The organism is Corynebacterium sp. 21KM1197 (assembly GCF_033783015.1).
In the GTDB taxonomy this organism is placed as follows: Bacteria; Actinomycetota; Actinomycetes; order Mycobacteriales; family Mycobacteriaceae; genus Corynebacterium.
This window is the reverse complement of sequence record NZ_CP123907.1, coordinates 549,709-576,649: the sequence shown is the minus strand read 5'-3', so window position 1 is coordinate 576,649 and position 26,941 is coordinate 549,709. Positions and strand designations below refer to the sequence as shown.

Here is a 26,941-nt window from a genome sequence, read left to right as displayed (position 1 = left end):
GCCCAGCATCAAACACCGGAGTAAACCTCCAAACTCAATACACGGGTTGGTACAAAATATTCAGATTTTTCACATCTATTGACAGCTAAGGCTTATCGTGCGATCTTCTAAGCATCACCAATTACCGCAAACCATTGGTGATGTTCACTTCCAACAGGGTGAGACGATCATCCCCAATCATCGAAAGGAAGCATGCATGCAAACCATCAGCAAGCACAGACTGCTCGTTTATGCAACCGCGCTAGTGGCAGCAATCATGATTCTGTCCATCATCATTCCCGTCAAATCGTATGCATACAGCCAAAACGTACAAAATGACACATGTGATTCTTGCTCCGGTGATCAATCTATATATCAACCTACAGCCAGCCCTGAAGAGTCAGAAGAAGCTGTATCGCTAGCAAAGTCACACCTCGACCGTGTTGGTATAGCATACGATAAAGATCGATTCGTTGTACAAGGCCCATTCGAAGGAAAAGCCTGGGTATTAATACCCGACAACTCATCTCGGGATGTCGTTTTTCACCGAGTTGCAGTTGATCTTGAAGCTGACACTGTTGCCGGAGCACAAACATATGTCATATCTGGATCAGAGAATGCAGCAGGAGAACACGAAGCATGGGTTCTGTTCGATAAAGAAGAGCTATGGCACGGTACTGTTGACGCCGATGGAAACATCACCACGTATAACGATAGCGAAATTGACCCTTCTGAACAGGAGTATGGTGGCTGCGAATGGGCCATGGGAATTCTGTGTGGAACAGGCGGAGGAGCGGGGTGCTATGGAATTTGTCTAGCACTTGGACTAGTCGAGAAGCTGAGCGGCCTCGCTTGCGCAACAGCGTGTAGTTTGATTGCATCTATCGGATGCATAGCCGCAACAAATAAAATCTGCGGATAAGGAATATCATGGCTTTGCAGGCAGTATCAATATTTCTATTCATCTATTCGGTAGTGATAACACTTCTCTACCTGAAATCACAAAAGAGAGATGGTCGCTGAGTCGAGCGGAAAGTATCGGATTATACTTCCGATACTTTCCACCATTTTTATAATATTCGCTTCCATTACAGAATCCCACTCCGAACCTAGCATGGGTGGAAAAATTTCAACCCTGGCCAATATTGAAGGTAATCTTTGCACCATTGCAAATAATTACCCCCATCCAGGGATTGGAATAACAGCAAAACATTGCTCAGTAGAAGGAAGTAAGGTAAAGGTTAAAATTGATGACAGGTGGATAGATTATGGAACTGTCATATACGAAGGGGATAAATATGATTATTCTATAGTACGCACAGACGAAAATGTGGATATTGGAAATCAAGTAAGCATACCTAAAGGAGAAACCCAATCCATCAAAGTAGGAGATGAGGTATGCTCACATGGGGGAATATCGGGATATTCTTGTGGCAAGATACTACAACACGATCAAGACGGATGGATTTCATCTCTATGCTCCGGCCCTGGCGACTCTGGATCACCAGTGTTGAAGGACGGGAAGATCATAGGGATTGTCACAAAAGGAGTGCATAGGGATAAATATCCGGCATGCTACGACCCTAAACAAACCGGAAAATACGCACCTGTCCATGTTCTAAGTATAGACGCTATAGATGCGTGGACAAAATGATCATTTAGATCGGAAAATGATTCCGATCTAAATGTGGCGCCCAAGACCATTTCCGTTTATAGGTGCGACTGGTTATAGGCTTCAATTACTTCAGAGGGGATCTTGCCGCGTAGGGCGATGTCTTTGCCCTGGTCAAGAGCCCACTGGCGGATTTCGCGGGCCTTGCTGTTGCGGGCCGCGCCGCTGTTACGGCGACCGCTCACAGGAGCGGCGTGCTTGCGAGCCACCGCTAGATAGGGGCGGAACATCTCACGGAACTTCTCGGCGTTCTCGGCGGAAAGATCAATGATGTAGTCCGTGCCATCAAGAGCAAAACGGACGACATTCACCTCATTCACATCCAAAGGAGTGCCGCTCAGATCGTCAAAGTACTGGGCAACTTCCTTGCGTGCCATATTTCCTATCCCTTCTGTTTAAGAAAATCAATATTCATACTATCAAAAACATACATGAAAGTCTTAGTCGGAGGATTCGCCGTCTTCCCCATTATCTTCTAATGCATCTCGGGTTGCTTCATTAGGTACCGGCATCGTCGTTAATGCTTTCGTCACCACGCGGGCTTCCGAGATCTGCTGGTCCCGCAAACCCTCCACTGCAGTGTTAAGCACGCCCTGAAGCCCTGCCAGGGAAAGCTCGGTCTGCGCCGCCGTGTTTTCTTGTTCGCGTGCCCAAACGCCCACGTCGCGATACACACTGGAGGCTTCCTCTACGAGAACCTGGACTTGTTGGACAGCCTTCCATTCCGGGGTATCTGGTTCTCGGGTGTTTTCCCACTGGTCAAGCTCCCACCGATTTTCCTCGGCGGTTTCTGCCACAGCGCTCCACGTCTGGGCGATCTGGTGGCGCGCAGCCACAAGATCCTCACCAGTCAGGGACTCAAGACCTTCAACCTGCTCCATTGCTTCACCAAAACGCTCATGCACACGGCGAACCAACCCATAAGCCTCAACTACCTCAGCAAAAACAACATCCTGATCCACACGCGGAGACAACAACGAACCACACGAAGATCGCTGTTCCACCGCCTGTTTCGTCGCCTCCGAAAACACCCGAGCACCACCAACAACCTGATCCAACACACCAACAACCTCCCCCGGAATCCCCGCTACAACCCCCATCGCTTCCGACACCACCTCCTGATGAATTACCGGATCCTCCACACCCGCCCAACGATCATCACCCACCACACCATGAACCCGCGCTGCCCCATCACCGACCACCTGCACCAGTGGAACTAACGCACCACGAAAATCAGTTCCCTCTACCCCATCATCTGGGCGCAGAACCTTCACAGGAGCATCAGCGTCCACCTGCTGAAGACGCCGCGTGATCTCTACCAGGTCATCCGCAGCTTCCCCTAGTCGTTCTTTCCACATCACCGCAGCGTCACTAGGTGCAAGACCCACCACATCCTGCGCAGTAATAGTGAAATCACGAGAAACACCCTGCGTTTTCGTAATTTCACTACATACTGTGTCGTAATACCCCAACACCTGTTCATCGACATGAGCATGAAAGACATCCACCGCCTGCTGATCGATCACCATGCGCCCCGACGTAGTCATCACCGCTACCGCACCACCCAACACAGCAGGTACCCCTACCAACACCGATGCCACGATGATCTTTTTCCCTCTCATCAATGCTCCTTATCCCCATAATCCCGGGAAGAAAACGAGCGACACCACATCACCTATCACCTGAAGACACCGCCTCATCCAGTACCAACTATGCAGGGCGATTCCCTCACAGCACGGCACTCCCATCAATCCCAAACCAACAACAAAAAGCCACCCCACCCCCAACACACCTACCGTTATTTTTATCCCTGCACGCAAACCCCATCGAGATGTCACACCATACTGCTGCGGACGCGTTGTGGACTGTTGATCGTGGACACCCATCATCTTCTTCCTATTCATAGATATTTTTCGGTAGAAGAAAACTACACTCCCTGTCTTCCCCCGAGGTTCTTCTCTCCGGTGACGATCTTCTCCGAGTAATCCCACCGCTGATCCCCGATCCATAACATCCCCACGCCGAGACACACCATCACCGCCGTCATACTGACAGCCCACATCGAAGGAACAATATCTACTCTCATCACCTGAGAACCTGACATCTGAGCCAGAACGAACGCCACAGTGACCACCAGCCATGAACAAAGCACCACAAAGACCACCACCACCACAGCAGTTCGTAACCACCTCAATGCAGCAAAAAACATCTCAACATGCCCTAGCCACGCTTCCTGATCGATATCACCACGCACCAGCTTCACCGTTACAGAAACGCACACCTGCGCCCGCAACCAGAACAGAACTGAAGCAGAAAAGAAAAGCCCGCCACAGCAAAGAACCGTTGCATTACCTACCATGACACGACTTCTCCTTAACTCTCGTCGAGATATCTATCTCAACTGGTCAACCCGAAAATCTGCGCCGAAAACAAGCCCGCACACACCACCGCCACGCATACCAACACAGCAACAAAACCTCCTCCCAGGAAACGCCACGAACCCTGCGGAGAAGCCACCATGATCACCACTGCAAGAACCACCACCACACCAGCACAGACCACCCACAACGCAGAAGGAATCACCCAACCACCTAAATACGCATGCAACAAGACGGGAAGTAAGGCCATCGACGCCACCCCCAGAGCACACATCACCACCGCAAGACCCCGCCACCGCGAACGCAGACGCCCATCATCTTCCCGCAGCCCCCGCCGAGACCGAGATGATACTGACACGTGGGATTTCTCCCACCAACCAGACCGCTGCCTACCTGCTACATCATCAGGATCAAGAGACACCCACCGTGACTCCTCAACGTGCTCCCCCCTAGCCCATACACGCTGCTGGTTGATCTCCCGATCATCTAATTCCAACATGTGCCTACGATGAGTGCGTTTTTTCATCTCGACGCTGGCCTCTTACCTACCTATACATCTTCCAAGGATTACTTCTTAAGAAACTTCGGCAGGATCGAACCCTGCATCTTCGCCGCCGAACCATCACCCTCCGACTGCTTTTCTAAAGTAGGCACCTCCCCCGAGATAAAAGCAGCCACATCCTGATCAGCTTCATCCTCCCCATGCTGCTGGTCATCTCCCCTAGCATCATCAGGATCAACGCACCCATCCGCAAGCGCTACCACCTGCTCGTACTCCTCCGCCAAGCTATACTCACGACCCAACACCACCATCAACGCCGCCAAACGCCGCGCACGGGCTTTATCCTGATGCTCCTGCACCCGTGCCTGTGCCTTCGCCACCTTCGCTTCAGCTTCTGCCCGCTGACGATGATCCTTCGCCTGACTCACCGCCGCCTTCGCCGCCATCAGCTCCATCTGGGCGTTTTCTAGCCCACCATGGACCCCCTGCTGCATCAACGCCGATGAATCCCCCTCCAACAACGCAGTCAACACCGTCCTAGAGCGACGAGCTTTCTCACGCTGACTCACACCACCAGCAGCAACCTCCCACTCCTCCACCACAGCATCGGCATACCCCAGCGCAGACTCCCACACCGCAACCGGCACATGCGCCTTGAAAAACTCCTCAACAACCTGCACATCACTCACCTGCGGAACTACCCGCCCCTGAGAACGAATCGCCTCCGCTACACCCAGCACCACCGGCCAATTCTCCGAGAAACACCGAGCCGCAAACCGCCGCACAAGCTCATCATGACCAACCATCACTCCATACCTCCTACAGTCAACAACCACAAACACAAAAACACATATATCTGGAAAAATTCCAGCACAGAGTGGTTCATGAAAAAAATTACGATAATATTATTACAGAATAGTTGCCCCTGTGTCACCTCCAGCAGCCCAACAGGCACACCCGCACCAATCATGAACCTCGTCGGTCATACCCCAGCGCAATCCACGCCTCAAAGCACTCTTTACCCCCACTTACCATCGCCAAGATCATGCGTACATCTAGGAAAACAAGCACACCGGCAACGGCATACTGCCCACACCCCAAGAAATCAGCACACCCAGCACCACACAGACCAACACCGACAAGCAGGTCTACATCGCCAACCACACGAGCCTGGACCTAAAGCGATGTGACTTCAAAGCCGAGCCCCACCACGGACTTGCAGACCGACGACGACACCGACAATGACGGCTCCAGAGCCCGGCAGATCACTGCCGGGACACGCCGAACGTGGGAATCTACGTGTGACGCTCTCGCGACAGTAGCGAAGCTATCAGATAAGATCTAGTTTGCGCCGATTAGATCTTTAACTGCTAGACTGGCCACATGACGATGAAGACAAGCCCCAGCGAGGAGATTGCACCGCTCCCAACCACAGAGGGAGGGTTCAAGACAATCCTCGCCGATCCTCCGTGGCGGTTCGCCAACCGAACGGGAAAAGTTGCCCCAGAACACCGCCGCCTGGGGCGATACGGCACGATGGCACTCGACGAGATCAAGGCCCTGCCAGTCGGCGATGTCGTCGCGAAGGACGCCCACCTGTACCTGTGGGTACCTAACGCACTCCTACCCGAAGGCATCGCAGTCATGGAGTCCTGGGGCTTCCGGTACGTCTCGAACATCATCTGGGCGAAGCGACGGAAGGATGGCGGACCGGACGGACGTGGCGTCGGCTTCTACTTCCGCAATGTCACCGAGCCGATCTTGTTCGGGGTACGCGGCTCGATGCGCACCCTCGCGCCCGGCAGGTCGACCGTGAACATGATCGAGACCCGAAAGCGCGAGCACTCGCGCAAACCGGATGAGCAGTACGACCTCATCGAGTCATGCTCTCCCGGCCCCTACTTAGAGATGTTCGCGCGCTACGCCAGGCCCGGATGGTCTGTGTGGGGCAACGAATCAGAGGATGACGTGACACCGCAAGGCAAGGCCCAGCGAGGGTACGGCGGCGGAGAAATCGAACGACTCCCCCTACTGGAGCCGAACGAGCGGATGAGCGACTGGCTCTCAGATCGAGTAGCCCGCGTACTGGCCGAAGAATACGGAGCTGGCGCTTCCGTCCAGCAACTTGCGACTCAGACCGGCTACTCAATCGCTCGCGTGCGCACTCTGCTCGCCAAAGGCGGCGTCACCCTTCGAGGACGAGGACGACCTAAGAAAGCCGAGCCCCCGTCTGCGTGATGGCGTTCTCGAAGGTGCGACTACAGATGGCAAGAGCGAGGATCGGGCAACCGCCGGCATCGCCACGAGTCAGCCTCGGCATGAGCTTTTCCAGGTTCGTCGTCGTGGTCGTTGCCAGCATCTTCTTCGCTTCACGCTCCTCCATGCCGTGCGAGAGCCTTAGCTGGGTCGCGAAAGCGCGAAGCTCGTCTTGAGTGCGGGTGACGATGATCCCAAGGTCAATGAACCCGGCATCATAGAGCGCACGGTAGGCGCCGATGTCGCGATCAAGATTGCCGTCCTTGGCATTCCACTCCAGATCGAGCGCAACACGACCCTTGAAGTTGTCGACCTTGTACCCCTTGTTACTCACAGGCGTCGAACGTTCGCGAACCACCCTCTCACCTGCGGGCTTGTATGGCATGATCTTGAGCTTCAGTTCAATATCCGTATCGACTCTCGCTTCACGCCAGCCGCGAGACCGGAAAGCATCGTTGAAACGCCTTGCGAGAGTCGACTCTTGACCGCCCGCAAGCAAGAGATCATCGGCTTCGATCTCGAAGGAGTTGAGAGAACTGACAAGCTCGTCGAAGAGACCGGGATTCGTCGCCTTGAAGATCGCCGCAGCATTGCGAGTCTCTCGAATCTCGTAGCGAGCCCGCACATCTTCAGGCAGTACCGCCTCGTACGAATGCGTGAAGTCCATCTACTAAGGTTACCAGCGCTGACAGGTCGGAAGAAGGAACTCCGGTCACCGTGTGGTGACCGGGGTCTTGTTCTCAGCGCGAACGGAAGACGTAGACGCCTCCGTCAGAGGCGTCGCAGATCGTGTAGTCGTGTCGCTCGTCGCGCCACCAAGCGTCAATATCGAAGTACGAGTGCAGGTGTTCCGGAACCTCATCCCAGACGCCTAGCTCTTCGGCAAGGTGCGAGACGTAGTGATGGAAACCGTGTTACACTTGAAGAACTCCTTTACAGATTGGGTGTTGAAAAAAGGGTAACAATAGGTTAAAGCCCCCGCAGTATGTCGTGAACTGCGGGGGCTTTAACCTATGGCTGGGGTTGGGTTACTTCCCAAAACCGAACAGGCCACCGAGGCCACCGAGGGTGTCCACGATGGTCTTAGCGGTCTCCACGCCCTTCTTGGCGTTGTCGAGGCGCTTGCCGGTCAAATCAGCCTGCTGAACCTGCTCCTCATGGCTCTTGCCAGGAAGGGCCGGCTTCACATCGGTCTTGATGGTGGACAGGTCAAACGCCGGCTTCTCCACAACGGGAGCGTTATCCGGGATGGCGGCTGCGCCGTTGTCAACCTCGTAAGCCATTGCGGGGGCAACAGCGGTAGTCGCGGCAACAGCAAGGGTTGCAGCCGCAATAGCAGTCTTACGGAACATATAGTCCTCCTAGATCGGGGTCACCCCTACATGTGCGTAGAGGCGTAGTTGTATTATACTCCAGCTCAGCTGATGCAAGCTAGGGTAAAACCCCCGCACCCGCGCAGCGGAGTTCTTCTCGGCCCATTTCTTACTTGGAGTGCAACTTTCGCTAAGCCGTCATCGCTACTGCAGATTATTACTTCGTCGGGCTTATCCATATTGCATTTCTTCCCATGAGATGGCTCAATCAGGCCAATCAAAGGGACCGTAACAGACAAGCAAACCAGCTAGGAATCCCGGAGAGTTCACCCGGCGTCGATGATCCGCTCCGCTCACCAGAGCCGTCACCCTACCTCCACTAGATAAACCTCTACCTCTAGCTCATCTGCAACCGCCTCCAGCCAGTAGCCCACTTCTTTTCCGCGCGCCGGTACCGACCGAGGGTCATAAACAGCTAGCCGCGTATCCATCCACTACTAGCTCCTGGTGGCCGACACTCTGCTTGATCCAGCTATCGCTCGCGACCGTGATGTGCAGGTTGTTGAGGAGTTTTTCAAGGCGCATGTGCCGGTTGCGGTGTGGGAGTCTGCGCTGGGGTATGCCGATGCTGTGGTGGAGGAGTGGGAGGTTGCTGCTGGTGGTGTGAGTCAGCGTGAGAAAGCTCGTCGCTCTAGGACGGTGTTGACTGCGTTGTTGGAGGGGGATTCATCGGCGTTAATGCAGCAGGGTGGGCTAGAAAGGCTGCCTGAGACACTACGTGGCAACCTCCCCACGGAATAAGAAGATGACCCCCACCCCGAGACGGGGTGGGGGCGTTCTTTTACGAGGATTAGTTAGTGCTCATCCCAGTGGCCTTCATGTGCGGCGTGGCGGTGTCCGTCATGGATGTAGTCCACATGGTCTCCGTGGGGGATGGCGACATGCCCACAGTTGGGGCCATGCTGGTGATCGTGGGGTTCATGAGCCTGGTGCTCATTATTTTCACATTCATCCCAGTGACCGTTGTGCTCCTTGTGGATATGTCCATCATGGATGTAGTCCACGTGATCTCCGTGAGGGACCGCGACGTGCCCACAGTTAGGGCCATGCTGGTGATCGTGGTCTTTGTGGGCAAGGCACGTCTGCGTCATGTGCTGCTCTCCTTCTTCTAACTGGGTGTCCTTATTGAGGGGGCGAGTCCATTGTAAGGACATTCTCGATAAGATATCAATAATGGAATCGGTGTCAATAACACCGACAACGATTCCCGGCATCTGATGCCTGCGCAGCCCAAGCATGCCCAGCGTCCACCCTCTAGCGAAGTGTCCAATATAGGGCCGCTCCCGGCGGAGGAACTTCCAGATTTCCCTTTGGACCAGATAGCCTGACCTGCAACTACCCGTGCTGGCGTGACGAAAAAACTTGACTGCAATTGACTACATTCACGACCGTATTTGGCCATGCTTCGCCGCACTCACCACGAGGGGAAAACGAGAATCCCCAGGCTGCGGGACGTTTCCCCGCTAGAGCCTGGGGTGACAAAAACGCCCTCAGCAAGATCCCCCAGAGGAAGGCGCGAAGACCACAACCCAGCAGGTGTTGTCACCCATGGGTTTAGATTAGGACTTACCTGCTAGGAGACCTGGACTGCGGGTCTTTACCCCCTGATGGGCAATATGGGAGAGATATGGTTCTACTCTCAAGTTGATCTCGATCCTCATCAGACGGCGAGGATACTGACTATCCACGCAACCAATGAGCCCATTCACCCATGTAGAGATTGCTTGGGCAAGCAAATCCACATCACCACAACCCCACACAAAGACAGGGCTGACGTGCACCTAATGCCAGATAAGCTGCCGTCCAGCCTGGCTTATACCACCCATACCACCTTGCCAACAAGCCACCACACCACCATGTCACCTTGTCAGCAAGCCACCATGCCAGCAATCTTTCCGAGGTCATCATCGATGATCGACGATGACCTCACCTACCCCTATATCATCTGCCACCAACGTGACTTACACAAAATGCGCCCGAAGAAAAGACTCACCCGCATCCAACCCATCACCAGGCATGAGATAACTCCCATGAACCGCCCACCCCACCAACATCCCCGGAGTCTCTGCCACCATCGCCGGCAACGTCGCAGGACCTGCTGACCCCAACCACTCTACGACTTTGTCCCAAGCAACCTGACCCCGCAGCAACGCAGAATCCTGCAACACCGGAGTATTCATCGCATTCATCGTCGGCGCGACATGATCGGTATCGCAGACCACATCACCGGCATTGCAAATCTCCAACACACGCTCGGCCAACACTCCGTAGTCTTTCACCGGACGTAACGCCTCACCCGGAGAAGCTGAACCCCACGCCAAAGCACCATTAAACCCCCGAGAAGGATTCGCCATTAACGCTGCCGACCCAAACCGCTCAGGCCCCACCGGGCCACGATGAGCATTGATCGCTTCAACTACCCCCGCAGCAATATCCGCCCCCTCGGAATACCCAAACAGACTTATCCTTGCCGAAGGACACGCCTGCGCTTCCCGAGCGATAATCCCCATAGCCTTATCCAACCCCATCGCATAAGAATCAGAATACGAAACCACCCCCACCGGCCATGCCGAATTAAACGGGATCATCCGAGCAGAAACCCCTGGAGTTGCATTCAAACGGTATGCAATCCCCGTCGTTCCCGCACCATGCGGTACCGTCTCAGGGAAAAACGACGCTGTATTCGCACTACCAGGCACCACAAACACGAGATTCGATGCGCATCCTCCCACCGGAAGCGACGAACCAGACGAGGACTCCCCAGCTACAGCAACCCCCACGCTGGTCATGCTTGTCGCTGTGCACGCAGCCAGCACGAATCGCATGAACTTATTGATATATTTTTTCTTCAACGACATCGCAATCTGATCCTTATATCTATCGATCATGTGCTATAAGCAAGTCCCCACCTGCTTCCCCACATCTGCGGGGATAGTCGTTGTCACCGCACACACACGGCTCTGTCAGCACAACAGCGTTTATGCCGACACCAGCGCCGTCACATCCGTCAGGGAACGATCCACACTCCCCTGACCACCACGCACACCAAACATTGGCGACGCAATCGCAGGCACTGCTACCCGCTCAGGCTCCTTGGCCCCAGTCAGACCAGGAATCCACGACAAGGAGTCACCAAATCCCCCGTGGTTGAGCACACGCAGATCACCAAAAGCCGTCTCCGGATCACCAGGGACAACCCCACCATCACCGCGCAGGTGCGTCAACAAAGCCACAAGGCCACCCAGAAGACCACCAAAACCAGCCCCCAGACCGGCACCCAGCCCACTCCCGCCCAGGCCGTAGACCACAGCACGCACCACAGCAGGAATGATCGTGCCTAGCACGCCACCGACACCCGCACCTAGCAGACCACCAAGAATGCCGCCTACAGGAACGGTCAGCAGCGATGACAAGGCGGTCACCCCAGTACCAAGAGCAATGGCCTCCAGCAGCGACATTCCCAGCGCCATCGGCAACAGACCCGGCAAGGAAGCAAGCCCTGCCAGACCTAAGCCCAACGCTGGGAACGCGAAGAACGGCAGCGTAACCAAGAAGGTGCCCACCCCGACCGTTAAAGCCATCACACCCAACAATCCCAAAACCGCCAGAGTGTTGCCCGTTGCGATCGCGAGAGCAGCAGACCCCACGATAAAAGACACCAAGGGCGCGATACCCAGCGTCGGAATCCACAACAGCGGATTCGCCATCACCAGAGCAAATAAACTCATGGCACCGGCTAACAGGAACAACGGCACACTCCAGGGCATTGCCAGCAAGAACGTCGCAAGGAAGGTCACAGCCGTAGCAATCACCAACGGCGGGATGATCGTTGCCGCCCCCGCAGCCAACGCCAAAGGGGTCAGCAAGGCAGCCAGACCCAGTGCCAGCAACGCCAGATTCGGCAGGAACGTCAACGGGATCGATCCCAGTCCTGCAAGCGTGCCCAACAGCGGAGCTAAAAGCCCACCACCCAGCGCACCCAACAACGCACCCGGGATCAGACCCGCCAGCGCACCCTGGATACCATTAAGCAGATTCAACGGGTTCAGCAAACCGGCCATCATACCCAGGATTCCGCCAAGGATTCCCCCACCAATCCCACCAGGAACCGCGCCTAAAAGCGCACCCCGCAACAGCATCTCCCTAAACCTGCGCCCATCAAGAAACGCCAGGATCTCCCCCAACGCAGTGATACGACCAACAAGATCAAAGATCACCTCACCACTACCGGTACGACCGAAGTTGTCGGCAAAGCGGTCCACCAGCCCCTTCAACAGGGATCGGTTCCACCCCTGCTCCGCCGCCTGGCGCAGCTGCCCCAGCGGAGAGGTCGGATCAGCCCAGCTACGAGCAAACCAATCCCCGAACTGGTTACCCAGGATCACCCCCGCTACTCCAAACGCCACGGGGATGCCCGCACCAAAACCGGCCAAGCCTCCAAGCAAGCCACCAAGGATCGCACCTACCACGCCACCGATACCAGCACCCAGCAACGTATCAATTAACGTGGTGATACCCCACCCTGCTAAGGCCCCGAGCACACCACCGATGACCATCCCGGGCAGTGCCGAAAGCGCGGTCAACAAGGGAACACCGATCAGCGGAACTGCAAGACCAATCAACGTACCCAGACCCAGACCGGGAAGCATGCCTGCCAGCAGCACCGGGATGAAACCCAACGCATAGATCGCAATCGGGATCCAGGCCGTCGTAATCACCAACCCCAGACCACCCAAGAACATCAGCTCTAAGGCCACACCGAGACCGAAGAAGAAGGCAAACGGGATAGCAAAGGGGTTAAACAGCGACAGTGCCCACCCACCTAACCCTGCTGCCGTACCCGCAGCCAAGGAACCAAGGATGATCACCCCCGCACTAAGAGCGTAGAACACCCCATAGGTGCCGAATACGGCCGTAGCCCACGCCGCAAGAGCAAGAACCGAACCACCAGCAGCACCAATCAGCGGAGCCATAACCGTCACGGGAAGCGTGAGAAGCAACGAGCCGACCAAACCCGCAATACCAGTGGCAAGCCCACCAAGAGGTGCCCCAAGAAGCGCCCCAGGGATCGCTCCTAAGAGATTCAACGGATTCAAAGCACCTGCAAGCGCCCCAATCCCACTGCCATGCAGACCACCTAGGGGAATACCTGCCAAGATGCCCGGAATCGCCGTAGCAAACGGGATCAACGCCGCAGGTGCCGCCTTGATCAAACCCTCCACACCTTGCTGGGCAATCTCACCGAGAAGATCATGGACCTGCACCATCATCTCCGGGCCCACCACACGGGTAAGCACATCAGCACCAAAACCCACCGGATCACGCAGGAGCCGACCGGTACCACCACCAGACTCGATCAGCGCAGTCACCGTGCCAATCGGATCTGCCGAGAGCCCGTCGATGATCAACCCAATACCCGCAGCAGCACGATCAATACCAACCACGCCCTGCTGATCAAGGCTCTCCAGGCTCACCTGGCTATCCCGCCAAGCGACAAACTCCTGAGAGGCTAACGTACGCTCGATAGCGTCCTGAGCATCCGTGAGGATCTCACCACTGGTGATCTTGCCGACCACCGTGGTCACATCCGAGACTATCTGGCCAAGATTATCCCCCGAAGGCACCGCTGCCACACCCGCAAGCTGCCCAATAACATTCTCCTCACCTGCAGCCATCAAAGAATCCACCCCGAACTGCGGAGACTGAGCCACCACACCGGCAGGAGCCCCCGCAGCTGCTCCGGCAGCAACCGGCAGCTGGCCTGGATCATCCTGAGGCGGCGCTTCGACATTATCACCAGCAGCCAGCGTGTTCTTACGCAGCAGATTCGATGGCATCACACCCTGAATCTGGGAAAGAAACTCCGGCAGTATGGGAAGCTCCGGCAACGACGGTGCCGGGGCGGGCACCTGACCAGTTACCGTCCCCACAGCCGTATCAACCAGCCTATTAGCATCCGCCAACACATCAGCATGCGCCGGAGATGCCCCAGCTACCCCCGCTCCAGCAGCCGCGAACGCCGCTGCAGCAGCAATACCAGGACGCCGCACATCCATCGTGTGAACATCTCGCCGCAACCGACGACGAGAACCTACCACTACAAGTGTCATATCAACCTCTCTTGAGAATTGTCGATCACCCCAGAAAAAGGTGTCGTCACGTGACGAACAGGAGAGGCATACACAGTCATATCCAATGGCAACCCCGGCCCTACAGGACCAGCACCGCGAAAGACTACAAAATCCGCCAACAGATCATCCAGGAGACCATGCACATCACAACCATCAAAGTCGTATCCATAAGCCACAGCACGCACCATCCATCGCGGCCCATCAACACCAGCAGCAACAATTTCCTGACCAGGCAGCATGGCGCAAATACGCTCACCACCAACCCCCGGCACCACCGAAACATCACCACCAGCAGCCGCAATCTCCTCGATCATGAAGTTTCGATGCTGTTGCCACAACGGCTCGGACTTCGCAGCACCATGCACACTGATCACCACACGGACATCACCAAGCACCACATGAAGCCCATCAGCACGGCCACCTGCAGGACGCTCTTCAATAACCCGAGCCCCCCGAGGGACATGAAACTGCGCACACGCAGTATGCACATACGCACCCAACCAATGACGGTCACACGCAACCACCGATTCAGGAACCACAGCCGAATCCCATGGACCCACCACCGAAAACTCATCACGAGCACCCACAGCCATCTCTTCGGCACGCACGTCCATCAAGGCACGCATCGACTACCTCCTCACACATTGACAGATGCCTCACCTGCTCACTACATAAAACTACCCCACCACAAGCAAAAAAGCACGATCCTAGCACAGAAAAACAAAGATATTTTTTCAGCTAGGAACGGCAAGGTCAAGTGGTAGAAAGCGCACAGAACTGCTAAGATAGCGGCAAGAGCGCCCAGGAAGCCAGCTCCCCACCTGCCCTGAGCGCTCTTGCTATAACATCATTTGACCGATGAATAATTGGTCATATATCATCATCTTCGCGTCAACACGATAACTACCTTCCGTTTGACACGTGGTCTTCTCAGGAGGCACAGCAGGAAATCCACCTCATTTCCTGAGAAGACCACGGCCCGGGCGTAGAGCACTCTCACGCCCGGGCTTCCCCTCACCACCCCTTGCCACCAATCCAGCATGCCGTATAGCCAGCACCTCACCTTGCTGACAAACCACCTTGCCGACAGGCAGGCACCTACCTACCCCAACAAGTCGACACGTACCCCCTAGAGCGCCTACATGTCGCCGCTATATTTTCTCCCAGGACTCCACAGGCCCATCAATAGGGATAAAACTTCGATGACACCGTACAGTCCCCCCATCCATGAACGTAGGGATAGATTCATCAAGTAAAGCAAGCCATGATGGATCACGCCGCGCAATCTTCTGCTTAAGAAATGCCAGCTCATACTCAAGCTGACCACGCGTGACAGGTATAGCCGGAACACGCGACTCCCAAACGTTCATCACCACACGAGACCGATCAAAATTATATGATCGCCTATCAGCTTCATCAGCGATACCGTGCAGATAACCGCACACAGCAGCAATGGGGGCATCGTGTCTGGCGAATCGATGTAGCTGCGGATGATGTTTATATCCCTTGGTCAGCCCCCGAAGAACCTTCTGCGCCAAGAGCCCTTCACGCCAGCAAGCCACGAGACCACGCTGATCAAGAATCGACGGGTCAACAGACCACAACCGCACCACACACCGCCTCTTCTAGGAAGCTAATTCAGCACGTATCGCCGAACGAGCATCTCGATAAGAGAACTCAAAACCCCGTTCACCTAGCACCCTTGCCTTAACGTGCTGACTGGCAAGAGCCAGCTCTTGAGCCCCTTGACCACCAAGAATAAGCGCAGGAGCAAACCCCGGCACAGGGATAATCGCAGGACGCCGCACCACGTCAGCAAGCATCTTGGTAAACTGCTTATTCGTCACCTTCTCCGGGCCTACCGCGTTAACCGGACCGTGAAGATCAGAATCAACCACCGCATGCGCATAAATCCTGACAAGATCCTCACCTGCGACCCACGCAAACCACTGTTGCCCACCAGCAAGAGGACCCAGTAGCCCCGTCTTAGCTAAGGTCGCAAGAACTTTCAAAATCCCACCTCGGCCATCAAGGACAAGACCAGTACGGATATTAACGACACGAAGCCCTGCCCGTCGGGCAGGTTCACAGGCCCTCTCCCAGCTATCGCAGACATCAGCCAAAAAGCCCTGCCCCCGAGGCGAGGACTCATCAACAATCTCATCAGCTTGGTACCCGTAGTACCCCACAGCTGAGGCCGTGATCATCGTATTCACACCAGGAGTCTTTGCTGCCAATTCAGCAAGCCTATGAGTAGGGCCTACCCTGGAGTCACGGACTTTCTTTTTATGCTTATCAGTAAAACGCCCAAAAATCGGGGCCCCAGCAATATGAATGAGCGTATCTACACCGTCCAGCAGAGCAGGATCAGGCCTCATCGGATCCCACAAGCGCTCCCCCTCCCTCGGATCGCTCCGCACCAAGGAGATAACATGATGGCCTTGTTGCTCCAGAAGATTCTGGAGTCTACTCCCCACAAGACCAGAGGCACCTGTTAAAGCAATGCTACGCTGGGCCGCATTGACATCGACCATAATCCAACACCTTCCTTAAGCTACGAGGAAACCCGCACCACAACCGTAGCACAACGCCACTCCCCCGAAGTGAAAACTTCAGCTAAGATGAATACCAACAGGCTCTTCAATTACTCTCAACATTGAGAGCAAATCATGCCGATATACCTCCAGGAGGACAAACATGGATTACACCGAACACCTCTCAGCGCTTGACATCCTTCGACGCAACCGTCTTGTCATGCTCACGGCAACAAACACTGATGGCGCACTGCAAGCACAGCCAATGGCAGCCCAAAAGATCACTGATGATGGAACTGTCTGGTTTTTCTTGAACACTGACAGTGATCTCGCAAAAGCTACCCAGCATAAGCCTGAGGTCAATCTTGCCGTATCAGAAAAAGGATCATGGATTTCCTTTTCCGGTACCGCAACCCTAGTAGATGATAAAGAAAAAATCGATCAACTGTGGAGCACTGCCGTGGCAGACTGGTTCCCTCAAGGAAAAGAGGACCCTGCTGTAGCACTGTTGAAGTTCCAAACCGAAACGGCAAAGCGTTGGGATTCACAGACCAACAACGATTCACAGACCATTTCTTTCAACACGAACCAGTAACTCGTCGCTCACACCCCACCACGGCAGGGAACAGGCCATGCGGCACATGTCCCCACCTCGCGGTGGTCGTATCGCACCGCATGAGGGAGCCGGATTGCACCGGCCGGATGAATCGCATCCAGCTTGACGCCCCCGCCCTATGAGGGGATACTAGACGGTGACAGCCCACCCCAGAGACTGTCACAAAAGTGAGAGGCCTCACCCGCCGGGTAAAGCAAGTGAGACCTCTCGTGAGACTAGCTGAGCAAGTCGGTAATCGCATCGGCAATCACCCTAGCGATTACGTTTCCTGCCAGCCGCCCCAGGAACCGCCGCATGGAGCTGTAACTCCGGCGGCGGTTTCCTCTATCTCCGCTTGCGCGGCGATGACGGGCCATTCATCTCACCTCCTCCCACACAGTCGAAGGCGACACCTCGGGGTGCGTGCCTCCACTGGGTGGTGGAGACATGCGCACCACCAGGAGGAGCCAGGAAACCCTGGCCAGATGAATTATATTCCCCACTCTGCGTTCAGCGCAGCACCGATCCCTCTAGGGCCTCTAGAAGCCCTCCAGAGGCCCTAGAACTAAACAAGAACAGTCAAAAGATTTTTGGCGTTCTGCGGGCTGCTATGGATCATAAAAAGATCATCTGGGAAAAGTCTCTAGAAAATCCGAGTACTCCGTTCGTATGTCTCCGGCTATTACACCGCGAGTCATGCCGCTGCTTGTTACCGTACGATCATGTAATCATTGTTTACATGACGATGAATGACGCCTCTTCGCAAAGGCTTGGTGTTGCACTCGCTGTGCGGCTCTCTGATGAACTGCATGCCCGAGTCAACGCGCTGGCCACTGCTGGGCGGCGCTCTCGCAGTGACATACTCAGGAGGCACTTGAGCGTGAGATCGATACGCTCGAGTGGGAGTACCGGGTGGCTGCAACGGCAGCAGACATTCGGGCTGGACGCGCAGACACGATCCCGCTGGCAGAGTTGAACGCGGAGCTGGGAGACCCTGGTGAGCCAGATATGGATGATCTGCGGTGAAGTGGAATGTTGAACTTTCTAGGAAATCAGCGCGGACGCTGAACAAACTTGACCCGCAGATCTCGCGGAGAATCCGCCGCGCGCTAAGCGCTATCGGGTCCTTGGAGGATCCACACAGAGGGAATTGTCAATGGAATTGAGGAAAGATATAAGTTCCCACCTGGAAAGTGTGGAAAATTCTTTAACGAAGCGGTAATTCGTTCAGGCCTGTAGCCTCGACTGGGAAATTGTGTAAAATATCAATCTTTAACTTGATATGGACATAGATTTCCCAGTTATGTTCTACATGTGTGGGGATGTGATTATTTTTACCACACCCCCACACATTTTTTAACGTAGAAAAAGGGATGTAAATCACCTTTTCTGGGTGAAGTTTGCTCCATAAAAATCGTGATTGTGTATTATTCTTCTTTCATTTTCTGTTGGTTTGACCTAGCACTGCGCGAGCAGCCCGCGCAGAGCGTCCTTCTCCGCCTGAGTCACCCACAACCCATACCGCTGCTTCACCGCCACCTGCCGCCTCGCATAATCACACCGAAACCCCACATTCGGCGGCAACCACGTCGCCGCATCCCCCGCGCCCTTCTGCGCATTTAACCCCCCGTCCACCGCCATAAGGTTCAGCGGATCATTAGCCAAGTTTCGCCGGGTGACCTCATCTAACTGCTGCGCACCCTTCACCCACGCATCCGCCAAGGCCACCACATGATCAATCTGCACTACCCGCGAGGTATCCACCCCGCGAACAAAGTCGATGGACCGCCCGGAATAGGGATCATGCAGCACCCCCGAGGCCACCACACACCCATGCGTGCCAGGCTTGAGCACCACCTCGGCTAAGTCACGGCGGAGAATATCGTTGCGGGTATCGCAGCCATTGTGCCCGCCTTCTACCTCCACGTCATCGGACCATGCCTGGCCAAAGGCCTCACGAGAATAACCCGTCATAGGCGCACGCCCCTTAACCGGAAGTAAGTCAAGTTCTTCTTGCGTTGTCTCAGCAGAAGGTACTCCATCAGGCAGTGATGACATCTCAGCATAAACTTCCTCGCCTTCTCGAGGTGTCATCGTTGAACCATACGACCACGCCGCAAGCATCACGATCACGGCAACAACAGTCATCCCCATACGCATAGCCACAACTTTGACGCTCATGCTCCCCTACCTACACGCCCAACTCGCGCACGACGAAAACGCTGGATCTCACGTTCATCATGCCGAAGTACTCGTACGCACTTGATGTCGTTGCGTTGTGACCATACTCGAGCGATTTGTTGAGCCTTGCGATAATCTTTTCCACGATACACCTGTGTTACCACACCACCATCAGCCCCTCGATAGACCGCATACGTGGTGTACATATCTCTCACGCCCATGTTTCTCCCCAACCATAAACATGATGCGGACCGCACTGACACAGACAAGAACCAGGAACCAACAGGCCCTCATTGTCGGTCATGTCTTTCCACATCCCATTACTCATCTTCAGCATAATGCCTGACCCCAGGCTGTCCCCTATCAAAGTTCCCGGTGGCACTACGTCATAATCCCTGCTGGAGAACAAATCCTGCGGGAATAAATGGAACCATACCTGGCAATACTGGCAAGCTAAGACACTTTTCCGCTTCCCAAGGACAGGGCGAAGCAGCCATATCACGACCACCAAACCACGTCCGATAAGGCGCTCACATCCTTCCGCGAACCACAAGGCACAACAAACACGAGCGCCGGTCATCCCGCCTCTCCTTCTTGTTGTTGATTGCGCTGGTGGTGCTGCTTTTTCGACAGCGCCTGGTCGATAAGCGCTCGTCGATACTGGCGAGCTTGCACACGCTGTTGCGGGGTTAAAAGTTCATCCGGGCGCGGCGAAGTAGCCGCGCGGTGCGCAGTAGGCCCATCCCCACGACGGTTTCCCTTCCTCGGGGGTGCAGCATGCGGCGGCACATCATCACGCAAACGCACTTTGACCAGGCCAGGAAGATAGCGAACCTCGCTAGGCAAAGCCCTAGACGCCAAAGTCTTGCGCAAACATGCCAGTGACCAGCCGCCCCGAAGACGCAGGCGGATCATCTCGGCGATAGCAGGGACCTCCCGTGGTGGTAGGTCCTGCATGGATTCCGGCAGCGCTTGGTAGATCAACTCCCAGTCCCGGGATAGCTCCCGATCCGAGGATGCAGATTCACCCGACCCTTGATCGTCATGCAATTCACGAGAGTCCCGATTTCCGGCCCCGAACCCCTCCAGATGGGTGTTTGTACCACCGGAGGGCGTTTCGTCCGCCAGAGGGGCCTTCTGGTGAGTTTTTGAGCCATCAGAGCGGGAGAAATCCTCCCCAGATGCACTATGTGATCCGCCAGACGCCGGATTCTCGCCGCGCGCCCCCTCCAAGGACGAGAGGTCGAGCAAGCCTGCCGGGGTACCACGCGAGATGGCTTCAGGGGCACCCTGAGGACCATCAAGGCTTGGGCCGTTAGGCGCACCGGCATCATCAGCGATCTGGTTCTCGTGAGCCACCGATGGTGTTTCAGCGATGGGAGATTTTCCCGCCCCAGGCGCGGTAGCGCCGCCCGCCCCGAACCCGGGCTCCTCGTCGGCATCGCCGAGGGGGGCGGAGGGGGAGGGGTTGGTATTTATGTTTATCTTTCTAGGGGTGTCACCAGTGACACCCAAACTCTGGGGTTTTTGACACCCATACTCGCCTTTGGGTGTCAGATTGACACCCTTACCCTGACCTGGGGTTTTGGGTTTGAGTGTCATTTTGACACCCATAGGCCTCGAGTCGGTCGAACCGGCCGAATCTTCGACCTCGGTGGCAGTGATTTCCATGAAGTCACCCTGCTGGATGCCAGGGAGATTAATGATGTACTTGTTGGTTGCCTGGCGAGCTTGCCCGCTTTCATCGGTGTACCACCGCTTCTCAACGTCGATGATTCCTATCTCGTTGAGGTAGCTCAGCTGACGCAGCACGGTAGACTTCGACTGCGCAGTGCGGCGCACCAACTCCCGGATACTCGGCCAGCACTCCACTTTCCCATCAGTGCGCCCTTTACGATCTGCGCGATCCGCAAGCATGGCAAGAGTAAACTTCGGCCCGGGCTTAAGGGTGGTGACATGTTCAACGACGATGCCCATTTCAACGAATCCCATTATGAGCCCCTTTTCACGCGCTGCTGCACTGCAGCCATAAAATCCCCGACGATCTCAGGGGTATCCGCTATCGGTGCGACATATCCACCTGCTACCGGTGCACTAACGGCACATTGCTGTTGACGGATACACACCCACACACGATTGACTGGGTGAAAGAAAAATACTGACCCACGACAGCGGAAAAATCCCCTTTAGCCGTATCAACAGGCCATAACAAAGCCTCATATACCAACCCACTAACCGCATCAACCCAAGAACATGTCACCGCGTAGATCTCCTGTGGCAAGCGATGATTCTGCCCGTCCTCCTCACAGGCGAGCACAACCCCCACCGCAGTTGTCTGCGGAGCCGGAGATACTATCCTCCACACCTCACCGAGGTCCCTACCGGCGATAGTCGAGGCGAGCCCTACCTGTCGGGTCGCTACCCCAGATCGAAGATCGATCTGATACACGTAGTCACACCCCTCAACCATGTGCGCTCGGGCGGGAATCTGGCGAACTAATCGCAGTACCGCAAGACCGCAGGCAAGGTCATACTCATCCGCCAAGAACATGTGGTGGAATTGTCGCGCCAGCCCTGGCGGTGCTGGACTATACGGGTAGTCCTGCCACCTGCACCGCAGATACATCCCCTGTTGTTTCCTTCCCGTGACGGCATCGAGATACCGGCACTGATCGGAAAATACCGTCATGAGCTGAGCATTTGACATAACATACACCCTTATTGATAATGGGAATCACTTTCGTCTCTTGGGTAACCCCGGTGCGGCTCTTCAAAACAGTGCCCACCGGGGTTGCCCTTTTGCCACGGCCGCACAGCGTCCTAGCGAGGCAATCGATAGCGGTGCAGCATCACTGCGAGCCGATCAGGTGCCCACACGAAAAAGTGGGGCCATAGATGAACACCCAGAGGAAGCTGGTCATCAGCACCGATGGCGTAGGGGCGCGATAGCCACGCACGCGGTGCCCCCTGACACAGGGGCACAAAACAGGCCTCGTAGGCCCACTGCCGATCAGTCCAGTAGCACCCCAGGCCTATGAGGTCTCGGGTTTGAGGTAGTCGATAGTCATCACTATCGGCGAAAAAACCGATAAGACCTTCTTGCCGCACAGGGAACAATGCTGGGCGAAGGAGAGCGTGCCAGTAGTCGTTGAAGTCGCCGCTGTGGTCTTCAGTTGCCTGTGGGTAGGTGTAGGTTGCCGATATGGGATCGACAATCACGCTGGCCATATCTGGCAGCCCTGGCATGAGATGTTCAGCGGCCAGCCGAGCACCAATAGCCTGAAGAGGCTCGTAGTAGTCCGCATCATCAGGATAGGTCAGTGCGACAGTCGTGATGATGCGATCCCAGCGGTATGGCGCCCAGCCGTGCCAGACGCGATGCGCTAGCCGATAGGCAGGGGCCATGGAGCCCTCTAGCGGGTGCGTCTCAGCGATAACGTCAGGAGGCCCAAGCTCTACTCGGGACAGATGCGGAGCGGGACGCTGGTGCTGGCCTCCCTCCCCTAGCGAGGTTAGAGCCGAAAGTTCTGGCACCTCGGTCAGCAGTGCCGCAGCAGATGTGGTCATACTGCCGCCTCCCCCGCGATGATCGCCTCCACCGCAGACACCGGGATACGCCAATGCCCATTGGGGAGCCTTACTGCACCAGGCAGAAGTCCTTTTCTGCACCATCCACGCACAGCAGCGCCACCGAGACCACCAGGGATCCTCGCGCCCACCTGGTCAGGGGACAACCATGTAACATTATGGCCATTTTTGTCTATTTTTGTTTCACTCATAGCGGCCAGGATAGCCGCACCCCGTTACACATGCAATGCAATGTTGCAACCGTTTCATTTGTACTGTACGATTACAGACATGACACAGACAATGGATTCACCCATGAGCGCAGACGAGGCTATTGGCCTCAAGGTGAGTCAGCTCCTGCTGCGACAGCGATCCACGCGCAAGGCACTAGGAAGCGCTCTTGCGATCACCTCACAAGGCGTCAGTCGGAAAATTTATGGGCAGACGTCATGGAAGATGGATGAGCTTTTTGCGGCCGCTGATTTTTTTGGTGTGGACATCACTGATCTGCTCCCCCGCCGCGTGGTAGCCTCAGACATGCAAGAATCCCCCGAGACCGTAGTCTCAGGGGATTCCCGGAAGATGGTAGCGGGGGCAGGATTCGAACCTACGACCTCTGGGTTATGAGCCCAGCGAGCTACCGAGCTGCTCCACCCCGCGTCGAATACTTTTCAGTATCGCGCCGCCTTGGCGACGTGTTGAAACTATACGCACGATCCCCCAAAAGGACAAACCCCCTGGTCACCGCAGCACTTCGGCATGGCGGCAAACCAGGGGCGCTGTATTAGTTCTGTCCCTCCACCGAGCGGTACCCCTCCACCGCACGGTCGAGTTCGTCGAGAGCCTTGCCGTACTCCTCGAAGGAGCCGTCGCGGGCGCTCTCTAGTTTGCGGAGGGCGTCGTTAATCTTGCCGATGGCCTCCCCCTCCGAGCCGGACGCGCTCGCCGGGGGCGTGGGCGCGCTTCCCTCCTCGGTCGGCTGCTCCTCCGCAGGTTGCTCGCTCGCGGAATCACCATCCACCTCGCGGATCTCCTGCGCGGCGCGCGGGTCGATGCCCACCTGCGTCAGCGCCTCGGAGATGGTGGGCGCATAACCGATGGAGCCCTTGTAACTCACCAGCACGCGCAGCAACTTGGGGAAGGCGGAATCCTGGTTCTTGCGCTGGGAGTACAGCGGCTCCACGTACAGGATTTCCCCGCCACCCACTGGGAGGGTGAGCAGGTTGCCGTCCTTGAGGTCGTTGGTGCCCTCCCACAGGGTGCGGTCGCGGGAGATCTGGTCGGAGGAGGACATCGTATCCTGCACCAGGCGCGGGCCCTGGGTGAGCGTGTCCGTGGGCAGCACGCGCACGGTGATGTGGCCGTAATTATCCGGGTCGGAGGTGGCCGTCATGTGCGCGGAAAGGAAGTGGCGCTGCAAGCCGCGGAACGGAGTGATGAGCTGGAAGGAGGGCTTGCCGGTCTGTGGATCGGCCGCCACGATGTGATACGGCGGCTGGGGCAGTTCCTTGCCGCTGTCATCGGTGGGGTCGGCGGGCACGGACCAGAAGGCATCGTTGGTGAAGAACACGTGCGGATCGTCCACGTGGTAGCGGGCCAGCAGTTCGCGCTGCACCTTGAACAGGTCCTCCGGGTAGCGTAGGTGCTCGCGCAGTTCCGGGCTGATCTCGGAGTTGGGCTTCACCGCGTCCGGGAACACACCCTGCCACGCCTTAAGCACAGGATCCTTGGTATCGAACTCATAGAGTTCCACGGTGCCGTCATAAGCGTCCACGGTGGCCTTGACGGAGTTGCGGATGTAGCCCACCTCGTTGTTGATGAGGCGCTGGGTGGTGCCGTCCGGGGTGAGCGCGTCCTCGGTGACGTTTTGCAGGGAGGTGCGCGTGGAGTACGGCAGGGAGTCCAGGGTGGTGTAGCCGTCCACGATCCACTTCACGCGGCCGTCGATCACCGCCGGGTAGGTCTTGGAGTCCGTGGTGAGCCAGGGGGCCACCTTTTCCACGCGCTGGCGGGGATCGCGGTCAAAGAGGATCTTGGAGTCCGCACCCACGCGGTCGGAGAGGATGAGCTTCATCTCCTGGTACTTCAGGGCAAAGGCCGCGCGGTTGGCCCAGTTGCCCACGTCCACGCCGCCCTGGCCGGAGTAGGTGTAGCTCTGATCGTCCGTGTCATACTCCACCGGGCCGTTGCCGGTATCGCCCACGATGGCGTAATCCGCGCCGTCGCGCGCAGAGGCGATCACGGGGCCGAAGTAAATGCGCGGCTGATCCACCTTCATGCCGAGCTTCTCGGCGGCCTCGTTGCCGGAGGTATTGGCGTTGGTCTGAAGATCGGACACCGTGTACACGGGGTAGCCGCCACGGGTGGAGCCCACATCGCGGGCCACCTCATCAACCTTATTGGCCGGCGCGGCGATGAAACCGTTGCCGTGGGTGTACACCGTGTGGCGGTTGATCCAGTCCGCCTGGTTCTCCCGCAGGGAGTTCGGATTCAGCTCACGGGCGGCCACCACGTAATCGCGCATCTGGCCGTCCACGGCGTACCGATCCACGGAGAGGGTCTCCGGGAAGCCGTAGAAGTTACGCAGTTGCTGCTGCTGGGTGAACGTGGGGCTGAGCACGTCCGGGTCCAGGAGGCGAATGTTGGAGATGGTGGCCTCGTCGGCGGCCACCTTGTCATCGCCAGCCCCCTCGGCACCCCAGTTGTTGAGGTAGGTCACCTTATCGTCGGTAAGCCCATACGCCTCGCGCGTGGCCTCGATGTTGCGGGCGATGTACTCGCGCTCCTTGGCCTCACGGTTGGGGTTCACGGAGAAGCGCTCCATGAGCAGCGGCCAGGCCGTGCCGATGGTCAGGGAGGAGACCACCAGCAGCACCGCGCCCAGGGCGGGAATACGCAGATCCTTGATCACCACGGCGGAGAAGAACGCCGCCGCCACCACCAGGGAGATGATCATGAGGATAATGCGGGCGGGCAGGTGAGCGTTGATGTCCGTGTAACTGGCGCCCGTGAAGGTCTCATTGGAGTTGTACATCAGGGTGTAGCGCTCCAGCCAATACCCCAGCACCTTGACCAGCATCCACAGGCCCGCGATCACCGCCAATTGGATCCGCGCGGGGCGGCTGATCTGCCCCTTCATGCCCGCGGCCTGGTTGCCCACGCGGATACCGCCCAGCAGGTAAAAACCCACGGCAGACACCAGGAAGGCCACGATCAGCAGCAGCGAGAGCGAGGAGGCCACCATGCTCAGCAGCGGCAGATCAAAGGCATAGAATCCGAGGTCCTTGCCAAACTGCGGGTCCGTGGTGTCAAAGGGGGCGCGGTTGATAAAGAGCAGCACCGTGCGCCAGGTGCTCTGCCCCACAAAGCCCGCGAGGATACCCACAAAAACGGGCACGATCAGCAGCAGCCCGCGCACGGACTGCTCGATGACCTTGCGGTACTGGTGTACGGGGGAATTGAGGTCATGCCCGTAGAGATCCTGCGGGCGGTTGCGCCAGGTGAAGTATCCCGCGGCCCAGGTGATGCCACCGGCCACCAGACCAAAGAGGAAAAAGAGAACAATGCGGGCGATGATCACGGTGGAGAACACCCCGCGGAAATCTACCTCGCCAAACCACAACCAGTCCGTATAAAAGCCCACCGCGATCGGGGCGATCATGACCACCAGTGCCAGGATTCCCACGATCCAGCCGATGGTCTTGGGAGGTCGCCTCCGGGGAGTAGACGGTGGGGAAAAAGCGTTCGCCAACGTGGGCTCCTTTAACCGTATA

Annotated in this window: 23 protein-coding genes and 1 tRNA gene; 6 read left to right on the top strand and 18 right to left on the bottom strand. The window is 56.5% G+C overall.

All coding sequences use genetic code 11. The annotated features are described in order from the left end of the window. The first annotated feature begins 196 nt into the window (after nt 1-196). Nucleotides 197-901, top strand: a complete 705-nt coding sequence (locus OLW90_RS02855) for a halocin C8-like domain-containing protein (RefSeq protein ID WP_319651266.1) — start codon at nt 197-199, stop codon at nt 899-901. Between the two features lie 90 nt (nt 902-991). Continuing rightward, nucleotides 992-1,633 (top strand): trypsin-like serine protease, encoded by a 642-nt coding sequence (locus tag OLW90_RS02850; RefSeq protein WP_319651265.1) that lies wholly within the window; start codon nt 992-994, stop codon nt 1,631-1,633. A 56-nt stretch (nt 1,634-1,689) separates the two neighbouring features. On the opposite strand, the gene OLW90_RS02845 is transcribed toward OLW90_RS02850, so the two are convergent. From OLW90_RS02845 to OLW90_RS02825, 5 genes are all read right to left on the bottom strand, one after another. After that, nucleotides 1,690-2,028, bottom strand: coding sequence for an Lsr2 family protein (locus OLW90_RS02845; protein WP_319651264.1), 339 nt, complete (start codon nt 2,026-2,028; stop codon nt 1,690-1,692). A 63-nt stretch (nt 2,029-2,091) separates the two neighbouring features. Beyond that, nucleotides 2,092-3,273 (bottom strand): hypothetical protein, encoded by a 1,182-nt coding sequence (locus OLW90_RS02840; protein ID WP_319651263.1) that lies wholly within the window; start codon nt 3,271-3,273, stop codon nt 2,092-2,094. 305 nt (nt 3,274-3,578) lie between these two features. Then, nucleotides 3,579-4,010, bottom strand: coding sequence for a hypothetical protein (locus OLW90_RS02835; RefSeq protein ID WP_319651262.1), 432 nt, complete (start codon nt 4,008-4,010; stop codon nt 3,579-3,581). 38 nt (nt 4,011-4,048) lie between these two features. Then, on the bottom strand, nt 4,049-4,279 hold the full coding sequence (locus tag OLW90_RS02830; RefSeq protein WP_319651261.1) for a hypothetical protein: 231 nt from the start codon (nt 4,277-4,279) through the stop codon (nt 4,049-4,051). A 317-nt stretch (nt 4,280-4,596) separates the two neighbouring features. Continuing rightward, nucleotides 4,597-5,220 (bottom strand): hypothetical protein, encoded by a 624-nt coding sequence (locus OLW90_RS02825; protein WP_319651260.1) that lies wholly within the window; start codon nt 5,218-5,220, stop codon nt 4,597-4,599. Between the two features lie 694 nt (nt 5,221-5,914). Between OLW90_RS02825 and OLW90_RS02820 the strand changes: the two genes are divergently transcribed. Further along, nucleotides 5,915-6,769 carry an MT-A70 family methyltransferase gene (locus OLW90_RS02820; RefSeq protein ID WP_319651259.1) on the top strand — a complete coding sequence of 285 codons (855 nt, stop codon included), beginning with the start codon at nt 5,915-5,917 and terminating at the stop codon, nt 6,767-6,769. On the opposite strand, the gene OLW90_RS02815 is transcribed toward OLW90_RS02820, so the two are convergent. Together OLW90_RS02815 and OLW90_RS02810 are read right to left on the bottom strand one after the other, a co-directional pair. Next, on the bottom strand, nt 6,741-7,454 hold the full coding sequence (locus OLW90_RS02815) for a BglII/BstYI family type II restriction endonuclease (protein WP_319651258.1): 714 nt from the start codon (nt 7,452-7,454) through the stop codon (nt 6,741-6,743). The genes OLW90_RS02820 and OLW90_RS02815 overlap by 29 nt on opposite strands. Before the next feature lie 361 nt (nt 7,455-7,815). Beyond that, nucleotides 7,816-8,139, bottom strand: coding sequence for a hypothetical protein (locus OLW90_RS02810; protein WP_319651257.1), 324 nt, complete (start codon nt 8,137-8,139; stop codon nt 7,816-7,818). A 468-nt stretch (nt 8,140-8,607) separates the two neighbouring features. Here OLW90_RS02810 and OLW90_RS02805 point away from each other — a divergent pair, with 468 nt between their 5' ends. Next, nucleotides 8,608-8,901 (top strand): hypothetical protein, encoded by a 294-nt coding sequence (locus OLW90_RS02805; RefSeq protein ID WP_319651256.1) that lies wholly within the window; start codon nt 8,608-8,610, stop codon nt 8,899-8,901. A gap of 53 nt (nt 8,902-8,954) precedes the next feature. Here the strand turns inward: OLW90_RS02805 and OLW90_RS02800 are convergent, their stop codons facing one another. The 6 genes from OLW90_RS02800 to OLW90_RS02775 all read right to left on the bottom strand — a co-directional run bounded on the left by OLW90_RS02800 (nt 8,955) and on the right by OLW90_RS02775 (nt 16,825). Continuing rightward, nucleotides 8,955-9,251, bottom strand: coding sequence for a hypothetical protein (locus OLW90_RS02800; protein WP_082422215.1), 297 nt, complete (start codon nt 9,249-9,251; stop codon nt 8,955-8,957). A gap of 870 nt (nt 9,252-10,121) precedes the next feature. Next, a complete protein-coding gene (locus OLW90_RS02795) occupies nt 10,122-11,048 on the bottom strand; it encodes a cutinase family protein (RefSeq protein WP_319651255.1) in 927 nt (308 codons plus the stop codon). A 90-nt stretch (nt 11,049-11,138) separates the two neighbouring features. Then, complete coding sequence (locus OLW90_RS02790; protein ID WP_319651254.1) at nt 11,139-14,270, bottom strand: hypothetical protein; 3,132 nt, start codon at nt 14,268-14,270, stop codon at nt 11,139-11,141. Beyond that, nucleotides 14,267-14,917, bottom strand: coding sequence for a DUF3710 domain-containing protein (locus OLW90_RS02785; protein WP_082422172.1), 651 nt, complete (start codon nt 14,915-14,917; stop codon nt 14,267-14,269). Before OLW90_RS02785 ends, OLW90_RS02790 begins: the two co-directional genes overlap by 4 nt. Before the next feature lie 525 nt (nt 14,918-15,442). Next, nucleotides 15,443-15,901 carry a pyrimidine dimer DNA glycosylase/endonuclease V gene (locus tag OLW90_RS02780; RefSeq protein ID WP_319651809.1) on the bottom strand — a complete coding sequence of 153 codons (459 nt, stop codon included), beginning with the start codon at nt 15,899-15,901 and terminating at the stop codon, nt 15,443-15,445. 15 nt (nt 15,902-15,916) lie between these two features. Continuing rightward, nucleotides 15,917-16,825 carry a TIGR01777 family oxidoreductase gene (locus tag OLW90_RS02775; protein WP_319651253.1) on the bottom strand — a complete coding sequence of 303 codons (909 nt, stop codon included), beginning with the start codon at nt 16,823-16,825 and terminating at the stop codon, nt 15,917-15,919. A 163-nt stretch (nt 16,826-16,988) separates the two neighbouring features. Between OLW90_RS02775 and OLW90_RS02770 the strand changes: the two genes are divergently transcribed. Together OLW90_RS02770 and OLW90_RS11635 are read left to right on the top strand one after the other, a co-directional pair. Beyond that, entirely contained in the window at nt 16,989-17,420 is a 432-nt protein-coding gene (locus OLW90_RS02770) for a pyridoxamine 5'-phosphate oxidase family protein (RefSeq protein WP_319651252.1), read from the top strand. A gap of 610 nt (nt 17,421-18,030) precedes the next feature. Beyond that, on the top strand, nt 18,031-18,396 hold the full coding sequence (locus OLW90_RS11635) for a ribbon-helix-helix protein, CopG family (RefSeq protein ID WP_413464483.1): 366 nt from the start codon (nt 18,031-18,033) through the stop codon (nt 18,394-18,396). Nucleotides 18,397-18,878: 482 nt separating this feature from the next. Here the strand turns inward: OLW90_RS11635 and OLW90_RS02765 are convergent, their stop codons facing one another. The 5 genes from OLW90_RS02765 to OLW90_RS02745 form a co-directional block, all read right to left on the bottom strand. Beyond that, on the bottom strand, nt 18,879-19,394 hold the full coding sequence (locus OLW90_RS02765; protein WP_319651251.1) for an HNH endonuclease family protein: 516 nt from the start codon (nt 19,392-19,394) through the stop codon (nt 18,879-18,881). A 783-nt stretch (nt 19,395-20,177) separates the two neighbouring features. Further along, a complete protein-coding gene (locus OLW90_RS02760) occupies nt 20,178-21,593 on the bottom strand; it encodes a helix-turn-helix domain-containing protein (protein WP_319651250.1) in 1,416 nt (471 codons plus the stop codon). A gap of 828 nt (nt 21,594-22,421) precedes the next feature. After that, nucleotides 22,422-23,006 (bottom strand): hypothetical protein, encoded by a 585-nt coding sequence (locus OLW90_RS02755; RefSeq protein ID WP_319651249.1) that lies wholly within the window; start codon nt 23,004-23,006, stop codon nt 22,422-22,424. Nucleotides 23,007-23,751: 745 nt separating this feature from the next. Further along, nucleotides 23,752-23,828: transfer RNA gene (locus tag OLW90_RS02750), tRNA-Met, on the bottom strand. Nucleotides 23,829-23,952: 124 nt separating this feature from the next. Continuing rightward, a complete protein-coding gene (locus OLW90_RS02745) occupies nt 23,953-26,919 on the bottom strand; it encodes a UPF0182 family protein (RefSeq protein WP_319651248.1) in 2,967 nt (988 codons plus the stop codon). Nucleotides 26,920-26,941 lie beyond the last annotated feature (22 nt).